Below are 19,440 nucleotides of genomic sequence, written 5' to 3' on the forward strand. Positions count from 1 at the left end.
TATAACATAATTTGTTAAAAACACAAAACCTTGTTAGCTAATCTAACAAGGTTTGAGTTATTGTATTTACTATACTTTTATTTTACTTTAAATGCTTTTTCTTGTGGAAAGAAAGCAACATCTCCAAGCTCTTCTTCAATACGTAATAATTGGTTATACTTTGCCATACGATCTGAACGAGAAGCCGAACCTGTTTTAATTTGCCCTGTATTTAATGCTACTGCTAAATCTGCAATAGTATTATCTTCTGTTTCTCCAGAACGGTGACTCATTACAGAAGTAAATCCTGCATTATGCGCCATGTTTACTGCTGCAATTGTTTCGGTTAAAGTACCTATTTGATTTACTTTAATTAAAATTGAATTTGCAATACCGTTTTCAATTCCTCTAGATAAACGCTCTACATTAGTTACAAATAAATCATCTCCAACTAATTGTACCTTATCTCCGCAAATTTCTGTTAAATATTTCCAACCTTCCCAATCATTCTCATCCATACCATCTTCAATTGATATGATTGGATACTTTTCTGCTAATGATGCAAGGTAATCTGCTTGCTCTTTGCTTGAACGAACTTCTCCTTTGGCTCCTTCAAATTTTGTATAATCGTACTTACCATCTACATAGAATTCTGCAGCAGCACAATCTAAAGCAATCATTACTTCTTCACCAAATACATACCCTGCATTTTTAGTGGCTAAAGCAATTGTTTCAATTGCATCTTCAGTTCCTTCTAATGTTGGAGCAAAACCTCCCTCATCTCCTACTGCAGTAGATAAATTACGATTGTGTAATACTTTCTTTAAATGGTGAAAAATCTCAGAACCAACTTGCATTGCCTCTGTAAAGTTCTTAGCCTTTACTGGCATTACCATAAATTCTTGGAATGCTATTGGTGCATCTGAATGTGAACCTCCATTAATGATATTCATCATTGGTACAGGTAATGTATTTGCTGATACACCTCCTACATAACGATATAATGGCAATCCTAATTCATTTGCAGCAGCTTTAGCAACAGCTAACGATACTCCTAAAATAGCATTGGCACCAATTCTAGATTTATTTGGAGTTCCATCTAAATCAATCATTAACTGGTCAATCATGTTTTGTTCAAAAACTGATACTCCTAATAATTCTTGAGCGATTAATGTGTTTACATTCTCTACAGCTTTTAACACACCTTTCCCCATATATTTATCACCTCCATCACGCAACTCTACTGCTTCATGCTCTCCTGTTGAAGCTCCTGATGGAACTGCAGCTCTACCCATAACTCCATTTTCTGTAGTTACATCTACTTCTACTGTTGGATTACCTCTTGAATCAAAAATTTGACGTGCGTGAATGTTGATTATAATACTCATAATTGTTTATTTTTAATATAGATTCCCGTGAATTTAAACTCACGGGAATGCTATTTTTATACTTGCTAATTTACTAATTGTGGCCGATTATTGGTTATCTGTGTAAAACTAATTACGAAAACGTTTACGCTTCTACCTTTGCCTTTTTTATATTTTCTATAAACTGATCGAATAAATATTCTGAATCATGTGGTCCTGGGCTTGCCTCTGGGTGATATTGTACTGAAAATACATTCTTAGACTTCATTCTAATTCCTGCTACCGTATGATCATTTAAATGTACATGTGTAATTTCTACATCAGCATGTGCTTCTGTTTCCTCTCTATTGATAGCAAATCCGTGGTTTTGAGAAGTTATCTCTCCCTTTCCTGTAAGTAAATTCTTTACAGGATGATTAATTCCTCTGTGTCCATTATGCATTTTATAAGTAGAAATCCCATTAGCTAAAGCAATAACTTGATGTCCTAAACAAATACCAAATAGTGGTAAATTTCTTTCAATTATTTCTTTTGCTGTATTTTGTGCTTCCACTAATGGCTCTGGGTCACCAGGTCCGTTAGAAATAAAATAACCATCAGGATTAAAATCACTCATTTCTTCAAAACTAGCATTGTATGGATATACTTTAACGTAAGCTCCTCTTTTTACTAAGTTTCTTAAAATATTCTTTTTAATTCCTATGTCTAAGGCCGAAATTTTAATTGATGAATTCTCATCTCCAACAAAATAAGGTTCTTTCGTAGATACTTTTGAAGCTAATTCTAATCCCTCCATATTTGGAGTTTCAGCTAATTGCTTCTTTAATTCATCAATATTATCAATCTCTGTTGAAATAATAGCATTCATTGCTCCATTATCTCTAATGTAAGAAACCAATGCTCTAGTATCTACATCTGATATAGCAACCAGATTATGCTTTTCAAACCAATCGTATAAGTTACTATCAGAATCTACTCTCGAGTGTGTAAAACTAAAGTTACGGCAAATTAATCCTGATATTTTGATACTTTCAGATTCATTTTCTTCATTATTGATACCATAGTTACCAATATGAGCATTTGTAGTTACCATCATTTGTCCAAAATAAGATGGATCTGTAAAAATTTCTTGGTAACCTGTCATTCCTGTATTGAAACAAATTTCCCCTGTAGCTGTTCCTTCTATTCCGATAGATTTTCCGTAGAAGATAGTTCCATCTGCTAATAAAACTAATGCTTTTTTACGTGCTTGATATTTCATTTAGTGTGTTGTGTAATTTGTATGCAAAAATATATAAAAAAAGGGATAAACATTAAATGTTTATCCCCTTGATATAATTTATAAAAACTTTCATTTTTATTCTTCTTCTTGTGAAGTTGTAGTTTCAACAGCAGCTTCAACTTTCTTCGCACCACCACGACGGCTACGACGAGTACTCTTCTTAGCTTTGTTTCCTTTTGGATTGTATAATTCGTTGTAATCAACTAATTCTACCATTGCCATAGGAGCGTTATCTCCTTGACGGTTTCCTAATTTGATGATACGAACATATCCTCCTGGTCTGTCTCCTACTTTTACAGAAACTTCTTTGAATAATTCTGTAACAGAATATTTATTACGTAAGTAACTAAATACAACACGACGGTTGTGAGTTGTGTCTTCTTTAGACTTAGTAATTAAAGGCTCAACAAACTTACGTAAAGCTTTTGCTTTTGCAACTGTTGTGTTAATACGCTTGTGCTCAATTAATGAACAAGCCATATTTGCTAACATCGCTTTTCTGTGCGCTGTTTGTCTACCTAAATGATTAAATTTCTTTCCGTGTCTCATGACATTTGGTTTTTAGCTCTCATCTTGCTACAACCCACTAAGGGGAGCAAAATATGAAAGGTTAATCTCTATCTAATTTATATTTGCTTAAATCCATTCCGAAACTTAAGTTTTTGTTTGCCACTAACTCATCTAATTCAGTTAACGACTTTTTACCAAAGTTTCTAAATTTCATTAAATCACTTTTGTTAAATGATACTAAGTCTCCTAAAGTATCTACTTCTGCAGCTTTTAAGCAGTTTAAAGCACGAACTGATAAATCCATATCAACTAATTTCGTCTTTAATAACTGACGCATATGTAATGATTCCTCATCATATGTTTCAGTTTGAGCAATTTCATCTGCCTCTAATGTTATACGCTCATCAGAGAATAACATGAAGTGGTGGATTAAAATTTTAGCTGCCTCTGTTAATGCATCTTTTGGATTGATAGAACCGTCTGTATCGATATCGAAAACTAATTTTTCGTAATCGGTCTTTTGTTCTACACGGAAGTTTTCTACACCATACTTTACATTCTTAATAGGAGTGTAAATAGAATCTGTAAAAATTGTTCCTAATGGAGCTCCTGCTCTTTTGTTTTCTTCAGCTGGTACAAAACCTCTACCTTTTTCGATAGTGATTTCTGCATTGAAGTTTACAGACTTATCCATGTTACATAATACTAAATCTGGATTTAGTACTTGGAAACCTGAGATAAATTTTTGTAAATCTCCTGCTGTTAATTGCTCTTGACCAGATACTGCTATAGAAACTGTTTCTCTATCAGACTCTTCAATTTGTTTCTTAAAACGAACTTGTTTTAAGTTTAAGATGATTTCTGTTACATCTTCAACAACACCTTGAATAGTTGAAAACTCGTGATCAACCCCGTCAACACGTAATGATGTAATTGCGAACCCTTCTAAAGAAGATAATAATACTCTTCTTAAAGCGTTTCCAATTGTTAATCCAAAACCTGGTTCAAGAGGTCTGAATTCGAATCTTCCTGAAAAATCAGTAGATTCAATCATTATTACTTTGTCAGGCTTTTGAAAATTTAAAATTGCCATAGTTTTTGTTCTTCTTTTTAATTGTTATTCAGTTGCGCGGTTTATAAGTTTGAAGAAATACGAATAAACCCTTTGGCTGAACTTCAATATGATTAATTTATTATTTAGAGTATAATTCTACGATTAATTGCTCTTTAATGTTCTCAGGAATTTGTAATCTTTCTGGTGCTTTAATAAAAGTTCCAGATTTTTGATCAGCATTCCAGCTTAACCACTCATAAACGTTGTTGTTAGATGCTAATGAATTTTCAATAGCTTCTAATGACTTAGACTTTTCTCTTACTGCAACAACATCTCCTGCTTTTAAACTATAAGATGGGATGTTTACGATTTCACCATTTACAGTAATGTGACGGTGAGATACTAATTGACGTCCTGCTCTTCTAGAGTTAGCAATTCCTAAACGGAATACTACGTTATCTAAACGAGATTCACATAATTGTAATAAAACCTCACCAGTAATTCCTTTAGAAGCAGATGCTTTTTTGAATAAGTTTCTGAACTGACGCTCTAAAATACCGTAAGAGTATTTTGCTTTTTGCTTTTCCATTAATTGGATAGCGTATTCAGATTTTTTTCCTCTTCTTCTAGCATTTCCATGCTGTCCTGGAGGGAAATTTCTTTTTTCGAAGTTTTTGTCTTCTCCGAAAATTGCTTCGCCAAATTTACGAGCAATCTTAGTCTTTGGTCCTGTATATCTTGCCATTTCTTAATAATTTAGTAGGGATTATGAATTAAGGCTAACTCCTTCGATAATCTTGTTCCTACTTTTGTTTAAAATATAATTTGTTGTGTACAAAAGTACACTAAAACAAAGTATAAGTTGATTTACATCAACTTATACTCTTCTTCTTTTAGGTGGACGACATCCATTGTGAGGAATTGGTGTAACGTCAATGATTTCTGTTACTTCGATTCCTGAATTGTGGATAGATCTGATTGCAGATTCTCTACCGTTACCTGGTCCTTTAACGTACACTTTTACTTTACGTAAACCTGCTTCTTTTGCAACGTTAGCACAATCTTCTGCTGCTAATTGAGCTGCATATGGAGTATTCTTTTTAGAACCTCTGAAGCCCATTTTTCCTGCAGATGACCAAGAAATAACGTCACCTTTTTTGTTTGTTAAAGAAATAATAATGTTGTTGAATGATGCAGTAATGTGAGCTTCACCTACTGATTCAATTACAACTTTACGTTTTTTTGTTATTTTAGACTTTGCCATAATTCTTTACTATTAGTAAAAAACAATCAATGATTATTTTTTCTTGTTAGCTACAGTTTTTCTCTTACCTTTTCTTGTACGAGAGTTATTCTTAGTTCTTTGTCCTCTTAAAGGTAAACCTAATCTATGACGAATACCTCTTTGACATCCGATGTCCATTAAACGTTTGATGTTTAATTGAACTTCAGAACGTAACTCACCTTCAATGGTAAAAGTTCCTACTTGCTCACGAATTGCTGCAATTTGATCATCAGTCCAATCTTGAACTTTGATACTCTCATCTACTTTTGCGTTAGCTAAGATTACTTTAGCTCTACTGTTTCCTATACCAAAGATGTAAGTTAAAGCGATAACACCTCTTTTATTCTTTGGAATATCTATACCTGCTATTCTTGCCATTACCCTTGTCTTTGTTTAAATCTAGGATTCTTTTTATTTATTACGTATAATCTGCCTTTTCTGCGTACTATTTTGCAATCGGCACTTCTTTTCTTTAATGATGCTCTTACTTTCATCAGTGTGTTTTTTTAATATCTGTAAGTAATTCTTGCCTTAGTTAAATCGTATGGGCTCATTTCTAATTTTACCTTATCTCCAGGTAATAATTTGATATAATGCATACGCATTTTTCCTGAAATGTGAGCCGTAACAATATGTCCGTTCTCTAATTCCACTCGAAACATTGCATTTGATAATGCTTCTGTAATGGTTCCGTCTTGTTGAATTGCTGGTTGCTTAGCCATACTATTTTAACGATTTTCTGTTACTGTTACCTGTTTTCATTAAACCGTCATAACGACTGTTTAATAAATACGAATTGATTTGCTGAATGGTATCTATTGCAACTCCAACCATAATGATTAAAGAAGTTCCTCCAAAGAACATTGCCCAGTTTTGAGTAACTCCAAACTTAACAATGATTGCAGGTAAAATAGATAACGCTGCTAAAAAGATAGATCCTGGTAATGTTATTTTTGATAACACTGAATCTAAAAAGTTAGCTGTTTCTTCTCCTGGTTTATATCCAGGAACAAAACCATTACTTCTCTTTAAGTCCTCAGCCATTTTGTTTGTTGGGATTGTAATCGCCGTATAAAAATAACTAAAAACAATAATTAAGAAAGCAAATATAACATTGTACCATAACCCGAAATTATCAGTCAAACTATTTAATGCTGGGAATTTTTGACCTAAAGCTACTGGTAAAAACATAATAGCTTGTGCAAAAATAATTGGCATTACTCCAGCTGCATTCAATTTTAATGGAATGTACTGACGAGCACCATCAACATCTTTAATGTTTGTAACTGCTGTACGACGTGCATACTGAACTGCTACTTTACGTACTGCTGTAACTAATAATACGGTTAACAAGATTACTACAAACCAAACTATTAATTCGATTAATATCATCATTATACCTCCAGCTCCTGCTGTTTGTTTAGAAAGTAATTCTTGAACAAAAGCAGCTGGGAAATTAGCAATAATACCAACAGTAATTAATAACGATATACCGTTACCAACTCCTTTATCAGTAATACGCTCTCCTAACCACATTGCAAAAATTGTTCCTGCACTTAAAAGAATAATTGATGATACCCAAAATTGAACTCCTGTTACTAAAAATGCTTCAGGTCCTAATCCCATTTGGTTTTGAATAATACCAATATAGGTTGGTGCTTGAAACAATGTAATAGCAATCGTAAGCCATCTTGTTATTTGCGTAATCTTCTTACGTCCACTTTCTCCATCTTTTTGTAATTTTTGTAAATATGGCACCGCAATACCCATTAACTGAACTACAATAGATGCTGAAATATAAGGCATTATACCAAGTGCCATAACCGACGCTCTAGCAAATGCCCCTCCTGTAAATGCGTTTAATAAACCTAAAAGACCTTCGGAAGTACTGTCTTGTAAAGCTGATAACTGTGTAGGGTCAATTCCAGGTAATGGAACTGCCGCCATAAAACGGTAAACAGCAATTAAACATAAGGTTAAAATTAATTTAGATTTTAACTCTTCTATCTTCCAAATATCTTTTAAAGTATTTATAAAATTCATCATTTACAATTCTTATAAGGTAACTGCCTCACCACCTGCAGCCTCGATAGCCGCTTTTGCTGATGCAGTAAATTTATGTACAGTTATATTTAATTTAGCTTTTAATTCTCCACCACCTAATATTTTTACTAAGTCGTTTTTACGAGCTAAACGATTTTCTACTAAAACGTCTAAATTAACTGTATCTGTAATTTTTCCGTTATCTACTAATCCTTGTAATTTGTCTAAATTAACACCAACATACTCTTTACGATTAATGTTTGTGAATCCAAATTTAGGTACACGTCTTTGAAGTGGCATTTGACCTCCTTCAAACCCTACTTTACGAGAATAACCAGAACGAGACTTAGCTCCTTTGTGACCTCTAGCAGCAGTACCACCTTTACCAGAACCTTCACCACGTGCAATTCTCTTAACTTTCTTAACAGATCCCTCTGCTGGTTTTAAGTTGTGTAAACTCATGATTATATATTGTCTTATTTAACTTCCTCTACAGAAATTAAGTGTTTAACTGTATTTACCATACCAATAATAGAAGGAGTTGCCTCGTGCTCTACTGTTTGGTTCATTCTTCGTAATCCTAATGCCTCTAAAGTTCTCTTTTGATTTTTAAGGCGACCGATTTGACTTTTTACTTGTGTAACTCTAATTTTACTCATCGTCTTAAATTTTAACCGTTAAAAACTTTCTCTAAAGAAATACCTCTTTGCTTAGCAATAGTAGCTGCACTACGTAACTGTAATAAAGCATCAAAAGTAGCTTTTACTACGTTATGTGGGTTAGAAGATCCTTGAGACTTAGATAATACGTCTTTAATACCAACTGATTCTAATACTGAACGTACTGCACCACCGGCAATAACTCCCGTACCATGTGAAGCTGGTTTAATAAAAACTTTTGCTCCTCCAAACTTACCTTTCTGTTCGTGAGGTAAAGTTCCATCTAAAATAGGAATACGCACTAAATTTTTCTTTGCATCTTCTACTGCCTTAGCAATTGCAGAAGCAACATCTTTAGACTTTCCTAATCCGTGACCTACAACACCGTTACCATCTCCAACAACTACGATAGCAGAGAATCCAAATGCTCTACCTCCTTTAGTTACTTTAGTAACACGTTGTACACCAACTAATTTATCTACAAGCTCTAATCCGCTTGGTTTTACTCTTTCTACGTTTTTATATCCTAACATAATATAATTTCTTAAAATTTTAAACCAGCTTCTCTAGCAGCATCTGCTAATACTTTAACTCTACCGTGGTATAAAAAACCATTTCTATCGAAAGAAACTGTTTCAACGCCAGCTTTAACTGCTTTTTCAGCAATCGATTTACCTACTGCTGTAGCTGCCTCTGCTTTAGAACCAGATGCAATTCCTTTATCTCTTGATGAAGCTGATACTAAAGTTACTCCAGCTACGTCATCAATTAACTGAGCATAGATTTCTTTGTTACTTCTAAAAACTGATAATCTTGGTTTAGCAGCTGTTCCTGTAACAACTTTTCTAATTCTATACTTAATTCGTTGTCTTCTTTCAAGCTTTGATAATGCCATAATAATTTCTCTTAATTTATTATGCAGATTTACCTGCTTTTCTTCTTAATACTTCTCCTACAAACTTAATTCCTTTTCCTTTGTAAGGCTCTGGCTTACGGAAAGAACGGATTTTTGCTGCAACTTGACCAACTAACTGCTTGTCATGTGAAGTTAATTTTACGATTGGATTCTTACCTTTTTCAGATACTGTCTCAACCTTAACTTCTGGAGCTAAATTTAATACTATGTTATGAGAGAAACCTAAAGCTAAATCTAATTTTTGCCCTTGGTTAGATGCTCTATAACCAACACCTACTAACTCTAATTCTTTAGTATAACCCTTAGTAACACCTTCAACCATATTGTTGATTAATGCACGATATAAACCGTGAGCTGCTCTATGGTCTTTATTATCTGATGGTCTTTCAACTGTTAAAGTACCATCTTCAATTTTTACAGTAATATCAGATTTTAACTCTTGAGTTAACTCACCTAATTTACCTTTTACTGTAACCACGTTTCCGTCTACTTTTACTTCAACACCTTGTGGTAATGCGATTGGATTTTTTCCTATTCTACTCATCTTACAAAATGTTTTTTAGTAAACGTAACATAAAACTTCTCCACCAACATTCTCAAGCCTTGCTTTTTTGTTTGTCATTACACCTTTAGATGTAGAAACGATAGCAATACCTAATCCGTTTAATACTCTTGGCATTTCTTTAGCGCCAACGTACTTACGTAAACCTGGTGTTGAAATTCTTTGAATTTTTCTGATTACTGATTCTTTCGTGTCACGATCGTATTTTAAAGCTATCTTAATAGTCCCTTGTACTTTATCGTCATTGAACTGATAACTTAAAATGTAACCTTGATCGAACAAAATCTTCGTCATTTCCTTCTTCAACTTTGAAGCAGGAACTTCAACTACTCTGTGATTTGCTGCAATAGCATTTCTCACTCGAGTAAGAAAATCCGCGATTGGATCTGTATACATAATTAATTAAATTGCGGCTTTGGTTTTCAATAACTTACGATAATTTTCTTTTTAAAAAAGTTGTTACTGAACCTGAAACCAGTTAATATTCATTTTTTGTTTTTCAGAAATAAATCACTTATAAGGCTTTGCTAATTTATTAACAGTTACTTACAAGACATAATTTACCCTATAAAAAACAGAGTGCAAATATACATATTTTTTTTAAAATTCAAACGTTTTTAAATCTTATCATTTTGACTCTTAATTTATTGGAGTAAATCAGGTCTAATTTTCATCTATTTTCAACTTAAATTAAGCCAAGTAATCTATGGTATACAATTATAGAAAAAACAAAAAAGGCATATAGCATTTTACTGCTATATACCTTTTTTAATTTATAAAAACGTGCTGTCTACCAGCTTGCTTTTTTTACTCCTGGAATTAATCCTTGGTTAGCCATTTCACGGAAAGTTACACGTGAAATTCCGAACTGACGCATATATCCTTTTGGACGACCAGTTAATTTACAACGATTGTGCATTCTAATTGGCGATGCATTCTTTGGTAATTTTTGTAATGCTTCGTAGTCTCCAGCTTCTTTTAAAGCTTTTCTCTTTTCTGCATACTTAGCTACCGTTTTAGCTCTTTTGCGCTCACGCGCTTTCATTGATTCTTTAGCCATCTTTTAGTTCTTTTTAAATGGTAAACCTAATTCTCCTAATAATGATTTAGCTTCTTTATCAGTGTTAGCAGATGTTACAAAAGTAATATCCATACCACTAATCTTTTTTACTTGATCAATATTAATTTCAGGATAGATGATTTGTTCAGTAATTCCTAAGTTGTAATTACCTCTACCATCAAAACCGTTAGCTTTGATTCCGTTAAAGTCTCTTACACGTGGTAAAGAAGCTGTAACTAATCTATCTAAAAATTCGAACATTTTATCTCCTCTTAACGTAACTTTTGCACCAATTGGCATTCCTTTACGTAATTTGAAGTTTGCAACGTCTTTCTTAGAAATTGTTGGAACTGCTTTTTGACCTGTGATAGTAGTTAACTCATCAACAGCATATTCAATTAACTTCTTATCTGCTATAGCTGCACCTACACCTTTACTTACAACAATCTTTTGTAATTTAGGTACTTGCATTATATTGCTATAACCAAATTCATCAGTAAGAGCTTTGATAACTCTGCTCTTGTACTCTTCTTTTAATCTTGGTACGTAACTCATGGTTATATTGCTTTATCTGATTTTTTTGAAAATCTTACTTTCTTATCTCCATCCATTTTGTAACCAACTCTTACTGCTTCACCGTTTTCAACTAAAGCAACGTTTGATATATGTAATGGAGCTTCTTTCTTTACAATTCCTCCTTGAGGATTAGCAGCGCTAGGTTTAGTGTGCTTAGACACCATGTTAACACCTTCTACTAAAACTCTATCCTTATCTTTAAGGATTTGTAAAACTTTTCCTTCCGATCCTTTGTGATCTCCTGCTAATACTTTAACAGTATCTCCTGATTTGATTTTGAACTTCTTCATCTTAATGTCGATTTAAAGCACTTCAGGTGCTAATGATACTATCTTCATAAATTGCTTATCACGTAATTCACGGGCAACAGGACCAAATACACGAGTTCCTCTCATTTCCTCTGTAGGATTTAAAAGAACACAAGCATTATCATCAAATCTGATATATGATCCGTCTTTACGTCTAATTTCCTTCTTAGTACGAACAACAACTGCACGAGATACTTGACCTTTCTTTACAGTTCCGTTTGGAGTTGCAGACTTTACAGTTACTACAATTTTATCTCCAACGCTAGCGTAACGCTTTTTTGTTCCTCCTAAAACTCTAATCACTAAAACTTCTTTTGCTCCAGTGTTATCTGCGACTCTTAATCTTGATTCTGTCTGTAACATATTATTTAGCTCTTTCTAGGATTTCTACTAATCTCCAACGCTTAGATTTACTCATAGGACGTGTTTCCATTATCCTTACAGTATCTCCTTCGTTGCAATCGTTATTCTCGTCATGTGCAACGTACTTTTTCGTTTTTAATACGAACTTACCGTACATTGGGTGCTTTACTCTTTTTACCTCAGAAACAACTATAGATTTCTCCATTTTGTTACTAGATACAACACCTATTCTCTCTTTTCTAAGATTTCTTTTTTCCATCTTTAAAACTGACTAGAATTATTGTAATTCTCTTTTGGTTAACTCTGTAGCAATTCTTGCCACAGTTCTTCTTAAGCTACGTAACTCTAATGGGTTTTCCAATGGAGTTATGGCGTGAGCCATCTTAAGATCCGTATAATTCTTCTTTAACGCTCCTAACTTTTCTTGTAAGTCTGCGATAGATAATTCTTTAATTTCTGATTGTTTCATGTCTTTTAGAATTAAGCGTTAAAATCAAAATCTCTTGCGATAACAAACTTCGTCTTTACTGGAAGTTTTTGAGCTGCTAAACGTAAAGCTTCTTTTGCAACATCCATTGGTACACCACCAACTTCAAACAAAATTCTACCTGGTTTTACAACAGCAACAAAATGATCTGGAGCACCCTTACCCTTACCCATACGTACCTCTAAAGGCTTCTTAGTAATAGGTTTGTCTGGAAATATTTTAATCCAAAGTTGCCCTTCTCTTTTCATATAACGAGTTGCCGCAATACGAGCTGCCTCTATTTGGCGAGAGGTTAATAGGTCTTGGTCTAATGATTTGATTCCAAACATTCCGTTAGAAAGTTGGTTTCCTCTATTAGAGTTACCTTTCATATTACCTTTGGCCTTCTGTACCTTACGGTATTTTACTCTTTTTGGCTGTAACATTTTTAATTTCTAATTTTAAAAATTATTTTCTTCTGCGAGGTTGACGCTTTCCATTACCACCACCTTTATTAGAGTTACCTTTTTGTTTAGATAATCCTACTAATGGAGATAATTCACGCTTTCCATAAACCTCACCTTTCATAATCCATACTTTAACACCGATTCTTCCGTATTGAGTATGTGCTTCAACAAGTGCATAATCGATATCTGCTCTAAAAGTAGAAAGAGGAATTCTTCCTTCTTTATAATGTTCAGAACGCGCCATTTCTGCTCCGTTTAAACGACCAGATAATTGGATTTTAATCCCTTCTGCATTCATTCTCATTGAAGCTGCGATAGCCATTTTTGTTGCTCTCTTGTAAGAAATTCTGTTTTCGATTTGACGAGCTACACTAGCTGCTACTAATTTAGCATCTAATTCTGGACGCTTAATTTCGAAAATGTTAATTTGAACTTCTTTACTAGTAATTTTCTTAAGCTCTTCTTTTAACTTGTCTACCTCTTGACCTCCTTTACCAATGATGATACCTGGACGTGCAGTAGTGATAGTAACGGTTACAAGCTTTAAAGTACGCTCAATAATTACACGAGATACACTTGCTTTAAATAATCTAGCATTAATATACTTTCTTATTTTATCGTCTTCAGCTAATTTATCTCCGTAGTCATTTCCACCATACCAGTTAGATTCCCATCCTCTGATGATTCCTAAACGATTTCCTATTGGATTTGTTTTTTGTCCCATTTCTACTTTGATTAATTACTGTTATTTTTAGCACCTAACTCTAAAGTTACGTGATTAGAACGCTTACGAATTCTATGTGCACGACCTTGTGGAGCTGGTCTTAATCTTTTTAACATACCTGCGCTATCTACACAGATTGACTTTACGTATAATCCAGCATCTTCGATACTTGCATCTTCATTTTTAGCTTGCCAGTTAGCAATAGCTGATAATAATAACTTTTCTAAGTTACGAGATGCTTCTTTTGGACTAAACTTTAAGATTTGTAAAGCTTTTTCAACCTCTACTCCTCTTACTAAATCCGCTACCAAGCGCATTTTTCTTGGTGATGTAGGACAATTAGTTATTTTAGCGAAAGCTCTAGACTTTCTAGCTTCTTTTAACTGTGTTGCCATGTTATGTTTACGACTTCCCATAATTTCCTACTTATTTTTTTCCTTTATTTTTTGCACCAGCGTGCCCTCTAAAAGAACGTGTTGGTGAAAATTCGCCTAATTTATGACCTACCATGTTTTCTGTAACGTAAACTGGTACAAACTGACGTCCGTTGTGAACTGCAATTGTTTGACCAACGAAATCTGGAGTAATCATACTTGCTCTTGACCAAGTTTTGATAACTGATTTGCTCTCAGTTTCAACGTTTGCCAACACCTTTTTCTCTAGTTTATAGTGAACGAAAGGTCCTTTTTTTAATGATCTTGCCATGTCTTATTTCTTTCTACGTTCTATAATATACTTATTACTAGCTTTAGTCTTAGATCTAGTCTTAAATCCTTTAGCTGGAATACCGTTTCTAGATCTTGGATGTCCTCCTGAAGAACGTCCTTCACCACCACCCATTGGGTGATCAACTGGATTCATTCTAACTGGGTTAGTTCTTGGTCTTCTACCTAACCATCTACTTCTACCTGCTTTACCAGATACTAATAATTGATGATCTGAGTTAGAAACAACTCCGATAGTAGCCATACAAGTTAATAAGATTAATCTTGTTTCACCTGAAGGTAACTTCACTGTAGCATACTTTCCATCTCTTGCCATTAATTGAGCAAATGAACCAGCTGAACGAGCCATAACAGCTCCTTGTCCTGGACGTAACTCGATACAAGAAATAGTAGTACCTAAAGGAATTTCACTTAAATACATAGCGTTTCCAACTTCTGGAGCTACTTCTTTACCTGAAACGATCGTTTGACCTACTTTTAATCCGTTTTGTGCAATTACATAACGCTTTTCACCATCAGCATAACTAACTAATGCAATAAATGCAGTACGATTTGGATCGTACTCGATAGTTTTTACTGTTGCAGGGATACCTTGCTTATCTCTTTTAAAATCGATAATACGGTATTTTTGTTTATGACCTCCACCGATGTTACGTGTTGTCATTCTACCCTGATTGTTTCGACCTCCAGATCTTTTTTTCGGAGCTAATAAAGATTTCTCCGGCTTATCAGTAGTAATGGTGTCGAACCCATTTACAACTCTAAAACGCTGACCTGGTGTTATTGGTTTTAATTTTCTAACTGACATTCTGTCTTTTCTTAAAGATTGTTATAAAAATCAATAATTTCTCCTTCAGCTAACTGAACAATTGCTTTCTTGTATCCACTTTTTATCCCAGTTACTAAACCTTTCTTAGTGTATTTAGTAGTTCTTTGAATAGGATAGTTCATAGTTTTAACAGAAGTAACTGCTACACCATAAGCAGCCTCAACAGCTCCTCTGATTTCTACTTTGTTAGCTTTCTTATTTACTACAAATGCATAACGGTTATATACCTCGCTATCGTTTGTTGCTTTTTCCGTAATAATAGGTTTTATTAAAATACTCATTTTGTTCCCTATTTACTTAAATTAGATTGAATTCCTTCTAAAGAGCTTTCAGAAATAACAACTTTGTTAGCGTTTAATACGCTATAAGTGTTAACTCCTGTAGCATTTACTACTTTAGATTTTTTTAAGTTACGAGATGATAAGTAAACATTTTTACTTTCTTCACTTAACACAAATAAAGACTTTTGAGTCTCTAATCCTAAAGCTTTTAAAACATTGATAAACTCTTTAGTTTTTGGAGCTTCAAAATTGAAATCTTCAACAACTACTAAATTGCTATCTTTTGCTTGAATACTTAAAGCAGACTTACGTGCTAAACGCTTTAAGTTTTTATTTAATTTGAAAGAATAGTTTCTTGGTCTTGGTCCAAACATACGTCCACCACCTCTGAAAACTCCAGACTTGATAGAACCTGCACGTGCAGTACCAGTTCCTTTTTGTTTCTTAATCTTTCTTGTACTACCAGCTATTTCAGCTCTTTCTTTCGATTTATGAGTACCTTGTCTTTGATTTGCCAAATATTGCTTAACATCTAAATAGATTGCGTGATCATTTGGCTCAATTCCGAATACTTCGTTAGAAAGCTCAACTTTTCTACCAGTATCTTTCCCTGTAATATCTAAAACTGCTACTTTCATTATTTCTCGATAGTTACAAAAGCATTTTTGTGACCAGGAATAGCTCCTTTTACTACGATAAGATTCTTATCAGCAACCACTTTTAATACTTTTAAATTTTGAACTTTTACTTTGTCTCCACCCATACGACCTGCCATACGCATTCCTTTGAATACTCTTGCAGGGTAAGATGCAGCACCAATCGAACCAGGAGCTCTTAAACGGTTGTGTTGACCGTGAGTTGCTTGTCCAACTCCACCAAATCCGTGACGTTTAACAACACCTTGAAATCCTTTACCTTTAGAGATTCCAGAAACATCTACAAATTCTCCTTCAGTGAAGTAATCTACAGTAATTGAATCTCCTAATTTGTACTCTCCATCAAAACCTTGAAATTCAACGACTTTTTTCTTAGCAGATGTACCAGCTTTTTTAAAGTGTCCATCTAAAGCTTTATTAGAGCTTTTTGCTTTTTTGTCATCGAAACCTAGTTGTAACGCATTGTATCCGTCAACTTCTTCGGTTCTGACTTGGGTAACTACGCATGGCCCTGCTTCGATAACAGTACAAGGAATATTTTTCCCGTTCTCATCGAATAAGCTGGTCATACCTACTTTTCTACCTATTAACCCAGACATATTTGTTAATTTTAAGACGATAGATTTCTTTTTTTATCCAGCGCGTCTATTAATAATAATTGTTTGAAACAAAAGTTTCAGTTTTTCCTTTGATTTTCTCAAAAAAAAAGAGCGAAAAACGCCTTCACTCTGAATTTGTTTTTTTACCGTTTTTCCTTCGCGAAACCCTCAGGACATGTTAAATTCTGATAATCACCAGAATTCGTACACCACGAAATATGAAATTTCGGTGTGCAAAAGTAAAAAAAACTTTCGGTTTAACAAAATTAAACCGAAAGTTCATAATTTACTTATACTTTAATCTCAACTTCAACACCGCTTGGTAACTCAAGTTTCATTAAAGCATCAATAGTTTTTGAAGAAGAACTATAGATGTCTAATAATCTTTTGTAAGCAGATAATTGAAATTGCTCTCTAGATTTTTTGTTTACGTGTGGTGAACGTAATACTGTAAAAATCTTTTTATTTGTTGGTAAAGGAATTGGACCGTTTACTACAGCTCCAGTTGACTTTACTGTCTTTACGATTTTCTCAGCAGATTTATCTACTAAGTTGTAATCGTAAGATTTTAATTTAATTCTAATTTTTTGGCTCATCTTAATATCTTATTAACCTTTAGCTTTTGCGATTACTTCTTCAGAAACATTTGAAGGAGTTTCTGCATAGTGAGAAAATTCCATTGTAGAAGTTGCTCTACCAGAAGACATAGTTCTTAAAGCAGTTACATAACCAAACATTTCTGATAATGGTACTAATGCTTTTACAACTTTAGATCCAGCACGATCACTCATATCGTTTACTTGACCTCTTCTTCTGTTTAAATCTCCTACGATATCTCCCATGTTCTCCTCTGGAGTTAACACTTCTAATTTCATTAACGGCTCCATGATTTTAGCTTTTGCAGCTTTTGCAGCAGCTTTATAACCTAATTTTGCAGCTAATTCGAATGATAACTGATCAGAATCTACAGGGTGGAAAGATCCATCTACTAATGTAACTTTCATTGAATCCATCTCGTATCCTGCTAAAGGACCATTCTTCATTGCCTCTTTGAATCCTTTTTCTACTGAAGGAACAAATTCTTTTGGTACGTTACCTCCTTTAATAATAGATTCAAACTGTAAACCTTGAACACCTTCATCTGCAGGCTCCATTTTGAATACAATATCAGCAAACTTACCACGTCCACCAGATTGTTTCTTATAAACCTCTCTATGTTCTGCAGTAGCTGTAATAGCTTCTTTGTACTCTACTTGTGGTTGACCTTCGTTAACCTCTACTTTGAATTCACGCTTTAAACGATCAACAATAATATCAAGGTGTAACTCTCCCATTCCTGAGATAATAGTTTGTCCAGAAGCTTCATCAGTTCTTACTGTAAACGTAGGATCTTCTTCTGCTAATTTAGCTAAAGCTAATCCTAATTTATCTACGTCAGCTTTTGTTTTAGGCTCAACAGCAATACCGATTACTGGATCTGGGAAATCCATAGATTCTAAAACAATTGGTGCTTTTTCTGCTGATAAAGTATCTCCTGTTTTAATATCTTTAAATCCAACAGCAGCTCCAATATCTCCAGCTTCAATAAACTCAATAGCATTTTGTTTGTTAGAGTGCATTTGGTAAATACGAGAAATACGCTCTTTCTTACCAGAACGGTTATTTAACACATAAGAACCTGCATCTAAACGACCAGAATATGCACGGAAGAAAGCTAAACGACCTACGAAAGGATCTGTAGCAATCTTAAATGCTAAAGCAGCAAATGGCTCCTTTACATCTGGCTTACGAGCAATCTCTTCTCCTGTATTAGGATCAGTACCTAAAATTGCTTCTTTATCTGTTGGTGAAGGTAAGTAACGACATACAGCATCTAACAAGAATTGAACTCCTTTATTTTTGAATGCCGATCCACAAACCATAGGAATGATAGACATATCCATTACAGCAGCACGTAAAGCAGCGTGTACTTCCTCTTCTGTAATAGAGTTTTCATCTTCCATGAATTTCTCTAATAAATTCTCATCATAAGCAGCTACCTCTTCGATTAATTTTGCTCTTAATTCAGCAGCTTCTTCTTTTAATTCTTCTGGAATATCAACAACATCAAAAGTAGATCCGAAGTTATCATCATGCCATACAATAGCACGGTTCTTTACTAAATCTACAATTCCTTTAAAGTCAGCTTCATCACCAATATTTAATACGATTGGCACTGCATTTGACTTTAACATATCTTTCACTTGCTGACAAACTTCTAAGAAGTTAGCTCCTTGACGATCCATTTTATTAACGAATCCAATACGAGGAACTTTATAGTTATCAGCTAAACGCCAGTTAGTTTCTGATTGAGGCTCAACACCATCAACAGCAGAGAATAAGAATACTAAACCATCTAATACACGTAACGAACGATTTACCTCTACAGTAAAATCAACGTGACCTGGAGTATCAATTATATTAAAGTGATATCCTTTTGTATCAGGAGTAGGTTGTCCATTTTCAATTGGAAACTTCCACTCACAAGTAGTAGCAGCTGAAGTAATTGTAATACCTCTTTCTGCCTCTTGCTCCATCCAGTCCATCGTAGATGCACCATCGTGAACCTCTCCAATCTTATGAGAAACTCCTGTATAAAACAAGATACGCTCAGTAGTTGTAGTTTTTCCTGCATCAATATGAGCAGCAATACCTATATTTCTTGTAAATTTTAAATCTCTAGCCATTTC

32 protein-coding genes are annotated in these 19,440 nt (G+C 34.1%); all 32 read right to left on the reverse strand.

The genetic code is table 11. The annotated features are described in order from the left end of the window. Positions 1-77: 77 nt before the first annotated feature. Positions 78-1,367 carry a phosphopyruvate hydratase gene (gene eno / locus F7018_RS11875; protein ID WP_150900287.1) on the reverse strand — a complete coding sequence of 430 codons (1,290 nt, stop codon included), beginning with the start codon at positions 1,365-1,367 and terminating at the stop codon, positions 78-80. Positions 1,368-1,491: 124 nt separating this feature from the next. Next, positions 1,492-2,607, reverse strand: a complete 1,116-nt coding sequence (carA, locus tag F7018_RS11880; RefSeq protein ID WP_150900288.1) for a glutamine-hydrolyzing carbamoyl-phosphate synthase small subunit — start codon at positions 2,605-2,607, stop codon at positions 1,492-1,494. Between the two features lie 96 nt (positions 2,608-2,703). Then, on the reverse strand, positions 2,704-3,177 hold the full coding sequence (rplQ, locus tag F7018_RS11885) for a 50S ribosomal protein L17 (protein ID WP_150900289.1): 474 nt from the start codon (positions 3,175-3,177) through the stop codon (positions 2,704-2,706). Between the two features lie 61 nt (positions 3,178-3,238). Continuing rightward, positions 3,239-4,231, reverse strand: coding sequence for a DNA-directed RNA polymerase subunit alpha (locus F7018_RS11890; protein ID WP_150900290.1), 993 nt, complete (start codon positions 4,229-4,231; stop codon positions 3,239-3,241). Between the two features lie 100 nt (positions 4,232-4,331). After that, positions 4,332-4,937 carry a 30S ribosomal protein S4 gene (gene rpsD, locus F7018_RS11895; RefSeq protein WP_150900291.1) on the reverse strand — a complete coding sequence of 202 codons (606 nt, stop codon included), beginning with the start codon at positions 4,935-4,937 and terminating at the stop codon, positions 4,332-4,334. A 132-nt stretch (positions 4,938-5,069) separates the two neighbouring features. Further along, positions 5,070-5,456: a 30S ribosomal protein S11 gene (rpsK, locus tag F7018_RS11900; RefSeq protein ID WP_150900292.1), complete on the reverse strand. Its 387-nt coding sequence runs from the start codon at positions 5,454-5,456 to the stop codon at positions 5,070-5,072. 33 nt (positions 5,457-5,489) lie between these two features. Continuing rightward, positions 5,490-5,855, reverse strand: coding sequence for a 30S ribosomal protein S13 (gene rpsM / locus F7018_RS11905; RefSeq protein ID WP_150900293.1), 366 nt, complete (start codon positions 5,853-5,855; stop codon positions 5,490-5,492). Continuing rightward, complete coding sequence (ykgO, locus tag F7018_RS11910) at positions 5,855-5,971, reverse strand: type B 50S ribosomal protein L36 (RefSeq protein ID WP_010181906.1); 117 nt, start codon at positions 5,969-5,971, stop codon at positions 5,855-5,857. The genes rpsM and ykgO overlap by 1 nt, the downstream gene beginning before the upstream one ends. A 12-nt stretch (positions 5,972-5,983) precedes the next feature. Beyond that, on the reverse strand, positions 5,984-6,199 hold the full coding sequence (gene infA / locus F7018_RS11915; RefSeq protein ID WP_068206835.1) for a translation initiation factor IF-1: 216 nt from the start codon (positions 6,197-6,199) through the stop codon (positions 5,984-5,986). A gap of 1 nt (position 6,200) precedes the next feature. Next, positions 6,201-7,520 (reverse strand): preprotein translocase subunit SecY, encoded by a 1,320-nt coding sequence (gene secY, locus F7018_RS11920; protein WP_150900542.1) that lies wholly within the window; start codon positions 7,518-7,520, stop codon positions 6,201-6,203. 12 nt (positions 7,521-7,532) lie between these two features. Then, positions 7,533-7,982: a 50S ribosomal protein L15 gene (gene rplO, locus F7018_RS11925; protein ID WP_150900294.1), complete on the reverse strand. Its 450-nt coding sequence runs from the start codon at positions 7,980-7,982 to the stop codon at positions 7,533-7,535. Positions 7,983-7,996: 14 nt separating this feature from the next. Beyond that, entirely contained in the window at positions 7,997-8,179 is a 183-nt protein-coding gene (gene rpmD / locus F7018_RS11930) for a 50S ribosomal protein L30 (protein ID WP_150900295.1), read from the reverse strand. Positions 8,180-8,190: 11 nt separating this feature from the next. Beyond that, on the reverse strand, positions 8,191-8,715 hold the full coding sequence (gene rpsE, locus F7018_RS11935) for a 30S ribosomal protein S5 (RefSeq protein WP_150900296.1): 525 nt from the start codon (positions 8,713-8,715) through the stop codon (positions 8,191-8,193). 8 nt (positions 8,716-8,723) lie between these two features. After that, entirely contained in the window at positions 8,724-9,074 is a 351-nt protein-coding gene (rplR, locus tag F7018_RS11940) for a 50S ribosomal protein L18 (RefSeq protein ID WP_150900297.1), read from the reverse strand. A gap of 19 nt (positions 9,075-9,093) precedes the next feature. Further along, the gene (gene rplF, locus F7018_RS11945; protein WP_150900298.1) at positions 9,094-9,639 is read right to left on the reverse strand and encodes a 50S ribosomal protein L6; all 546 of its coding nucleotides are present in this window, start codon (positions 9,637-9,639) and stop codon (positions 9,094-9,096) included. A gap of 15 nt (positions 9,640-9,654) precedes the next feature. Then, the gene (gene rpsH, locus F7018_RS11950; RefSeq protein ID WP_150900299.1) at positions 9,655-10,053 is read right to left on the reverse strand and encodes a 30S ribosomal protein S8; all 399 of its coding nucleotides are present in this window, start codon (positions 10,051-10,053) and stop codon (positions 9,655-9,657) included. Positions 10,054-10,447: 394 nt separating this feature from the next. Continuing rightward, complete coding sequence (gene rpsN / locus F7018_RS11955; RefSeq protein WP_091891535.1) at positions 10,448-10,717, reverse strand: 30S ribosomal protein S14; 270 nt, start codon at positions 10,715-10,717, stop codon at positions 10,448-10,450. Positions 10,718-10,720: 3 nt separating this feature from the next. Continuing rightward, the gene (gene rplE / locus F7018_RS11960) at positions 10,721-11,272 is read right to left on the reverse strand and encodes a 50S ribosomal protein L5 (RefSeq protein WP_150900300.1); all 552 of its coding nucleotides are present in this window, start codon (positions 11,270-11,272) and stop codon (positions 10,721-10,723) included. Positions 11,273-11,274: 2 nt separating this feature from the next. Then, positions 11,275-11,583, reverse strand: coding sequence for a 50S ribosomal protein L24 (gene rplX / locus F7018_RS11965; RefSeq protein WP_150900301.1), 309 nt, complete (start codon positions 11,581-11,583; stop codon positions 11,275-11,277). 12 nt (positions 11,584-11,595) lie between these two features. After that, positions 11,596-11,964, reverse strand: a complete 369-nt coding sequence (gene rplN / locus F7018_RS11970; protein ID WP_150900302.1) for a 50S ribosomal protein L14 — start codon at positions 11,962-11,964, stop codon at positions 11,596-11,598. 1 nt (position 11,965) lies between these two features. Next, the gene (gene rpsQ / locus F7018_RS11975) at positions 11,966-12,223 is read right to left on the reverse strand and encodes a 30S ribosomal protein S17 (protein WP_028890734.1); all 258 of its coding nucleotides are present in this window, start codon (positions 12,221-12,223) and stop codon (positions 11,966-11,968) included. A gap of 18 nt (positions 12,224-12,241) precedes the next feature. Then, a complete protein-coding gene (gene rpmC, locus F7018_RS11980; RefSeq protein ID WP_150900303.1) occupies positions 12,242-12,433 on the reverse strand; it encodes a 50S ribosomal protein L29 in 192 nt (63 codons plus the stop codon). Between the two features lie 11 nt (positions 12,434-12,444). Further along, positions 12,445-12,876 carry a 50S ribosomal protein L16 gene (gene rplP / locus F7018_RS11985; RefSeq protein WP_150900304.1) on the reverse strand — a complete coding sequence of 144 codons (432 nt, stop codon included), beginning with the start codon at positions 12,874-12,876 and terminating at the stop codon, positions 12,445-12,447. 22 nt (positions 12,877-12,898) lie between these two features. After that, a complete protein-coding gene (rpsC, locus tag F7018_RS11990; protein WP_150900305.1) occupies positions 12,899-13,621 on the reverse strand; it encodes a 30S ribosomal protein S3 in 723 nt (240 codons plus the stop codon). Positions 13,622-13,632: 11 nt separating this feature from the next. Beyond that, positions 13,633-14,037 (reverse strand): 50S ribosomal protein L22, encoded by a 405-nt coding sequence (gene rplV / locus F7018_RS11995; protein ID WP_150900306.1) that lies wholly within the window; start codon positions 14,035-14,037, stop codon positions 13,633-13,635. A 10-nt stretch (positions 14,038-14,047) separates the two neighbouring features. Next, positions 14,048-14,326: a 30S ribosomal protein S19 gene (gene rpsS, locus F7018_RS12000; RefSeq protein WP_150900307.1), complete on the reverse strand. Its 279-nt coding sequence runs from the start codon at positions 14,324-14,326 to the stop codon at positions 14,048-14,050. Positions 14,327-14,329: 3 nt separating this feature from the next. After that, positions 14,330-15,154 carry a 50S ribosomal protein L2 gene (gene rplB, locus F7018_RS12005; RefSeq protein WP_150900308.1) on the reverse strand — a complete coding sequence of 275 codons (825 nt, stop codon included), beginning with the start codon at positions 15,152-15,154 and terminating at the stop codon, positions 14,330-14,332. An 11-nt stretch (positions 15,155-15,165) separates the two neighbouring features. After that, a complete protein-coding gene (gene rplW, locus F7018_RS12010; protein WP_150900309.1) occupies positions 15,166-15,456 on the reverse strand; it encodes a 50S ribosomal protein L23 in 291 nt (96 codons plus the stop codon). Positions 15,457-15,464: 8 nt separating this feature from the next. Continuing rightward, positions 15,465-16,094 (reverse strand): 50S ribosomal protein L4, encoded by a 630-nt coding sequence (gene rplD, locus F7018_RS12015; RefSeq protein WP_150900310.1) that lies wholly within the window; start codon positions 16,092-16,094, stop codon positions 15,465-15,467. After that, a complete protein-coding gene (gene rplC, locus F7018_RS12020; RefSeq protein WP_150900311.1) occupies positions 16,094-16,711 on the reverse strand; it encodes a 50S ribosomal protein L3 in 618 nt (205 codons plus the stop codon). Before rplC ends, rplD begins: the two co-directional genes overlap by 1 nt. 290 nt (positions 16,712-17,001) lie before the next feature. After that, entirely contained in the window at positions 17,002-17,307 is a 306-nt protein-coding gene (gene rpsJ / locus F7018_RS12025; RefSeq protein WP_024740605.1) for a 30S ribosomal protein S10, read from the reverse strand. A 12-nt stretch (positions 17,308-17,319) separates the two neighbouring features. Further along, the gene (gene fusA / locus F7018_RS12030; protein ID WP_150900312.1) at positions 17,320-19,437 is read right to left on the reverse strand and encodes an elongation factor G; all 2,118 of its coding nucleotides are present in this window, start codon (positions 19,435-19,437) and stop codon (positions 17,320-17,322) included. Between the last annotated feature and the right edge of the window lie 3 nt (positions 19,438-19,440).

It is taken from the genome of Tenacibaculum aiptasiae, from assembly GCF_008806755.1.
Lineage (GTDB): Bacteria > Bacteroidota > Bacteroidia > Flavobacteriales > Flavobacteriaceae > Polaribacter > Polaribacter aiptasiae.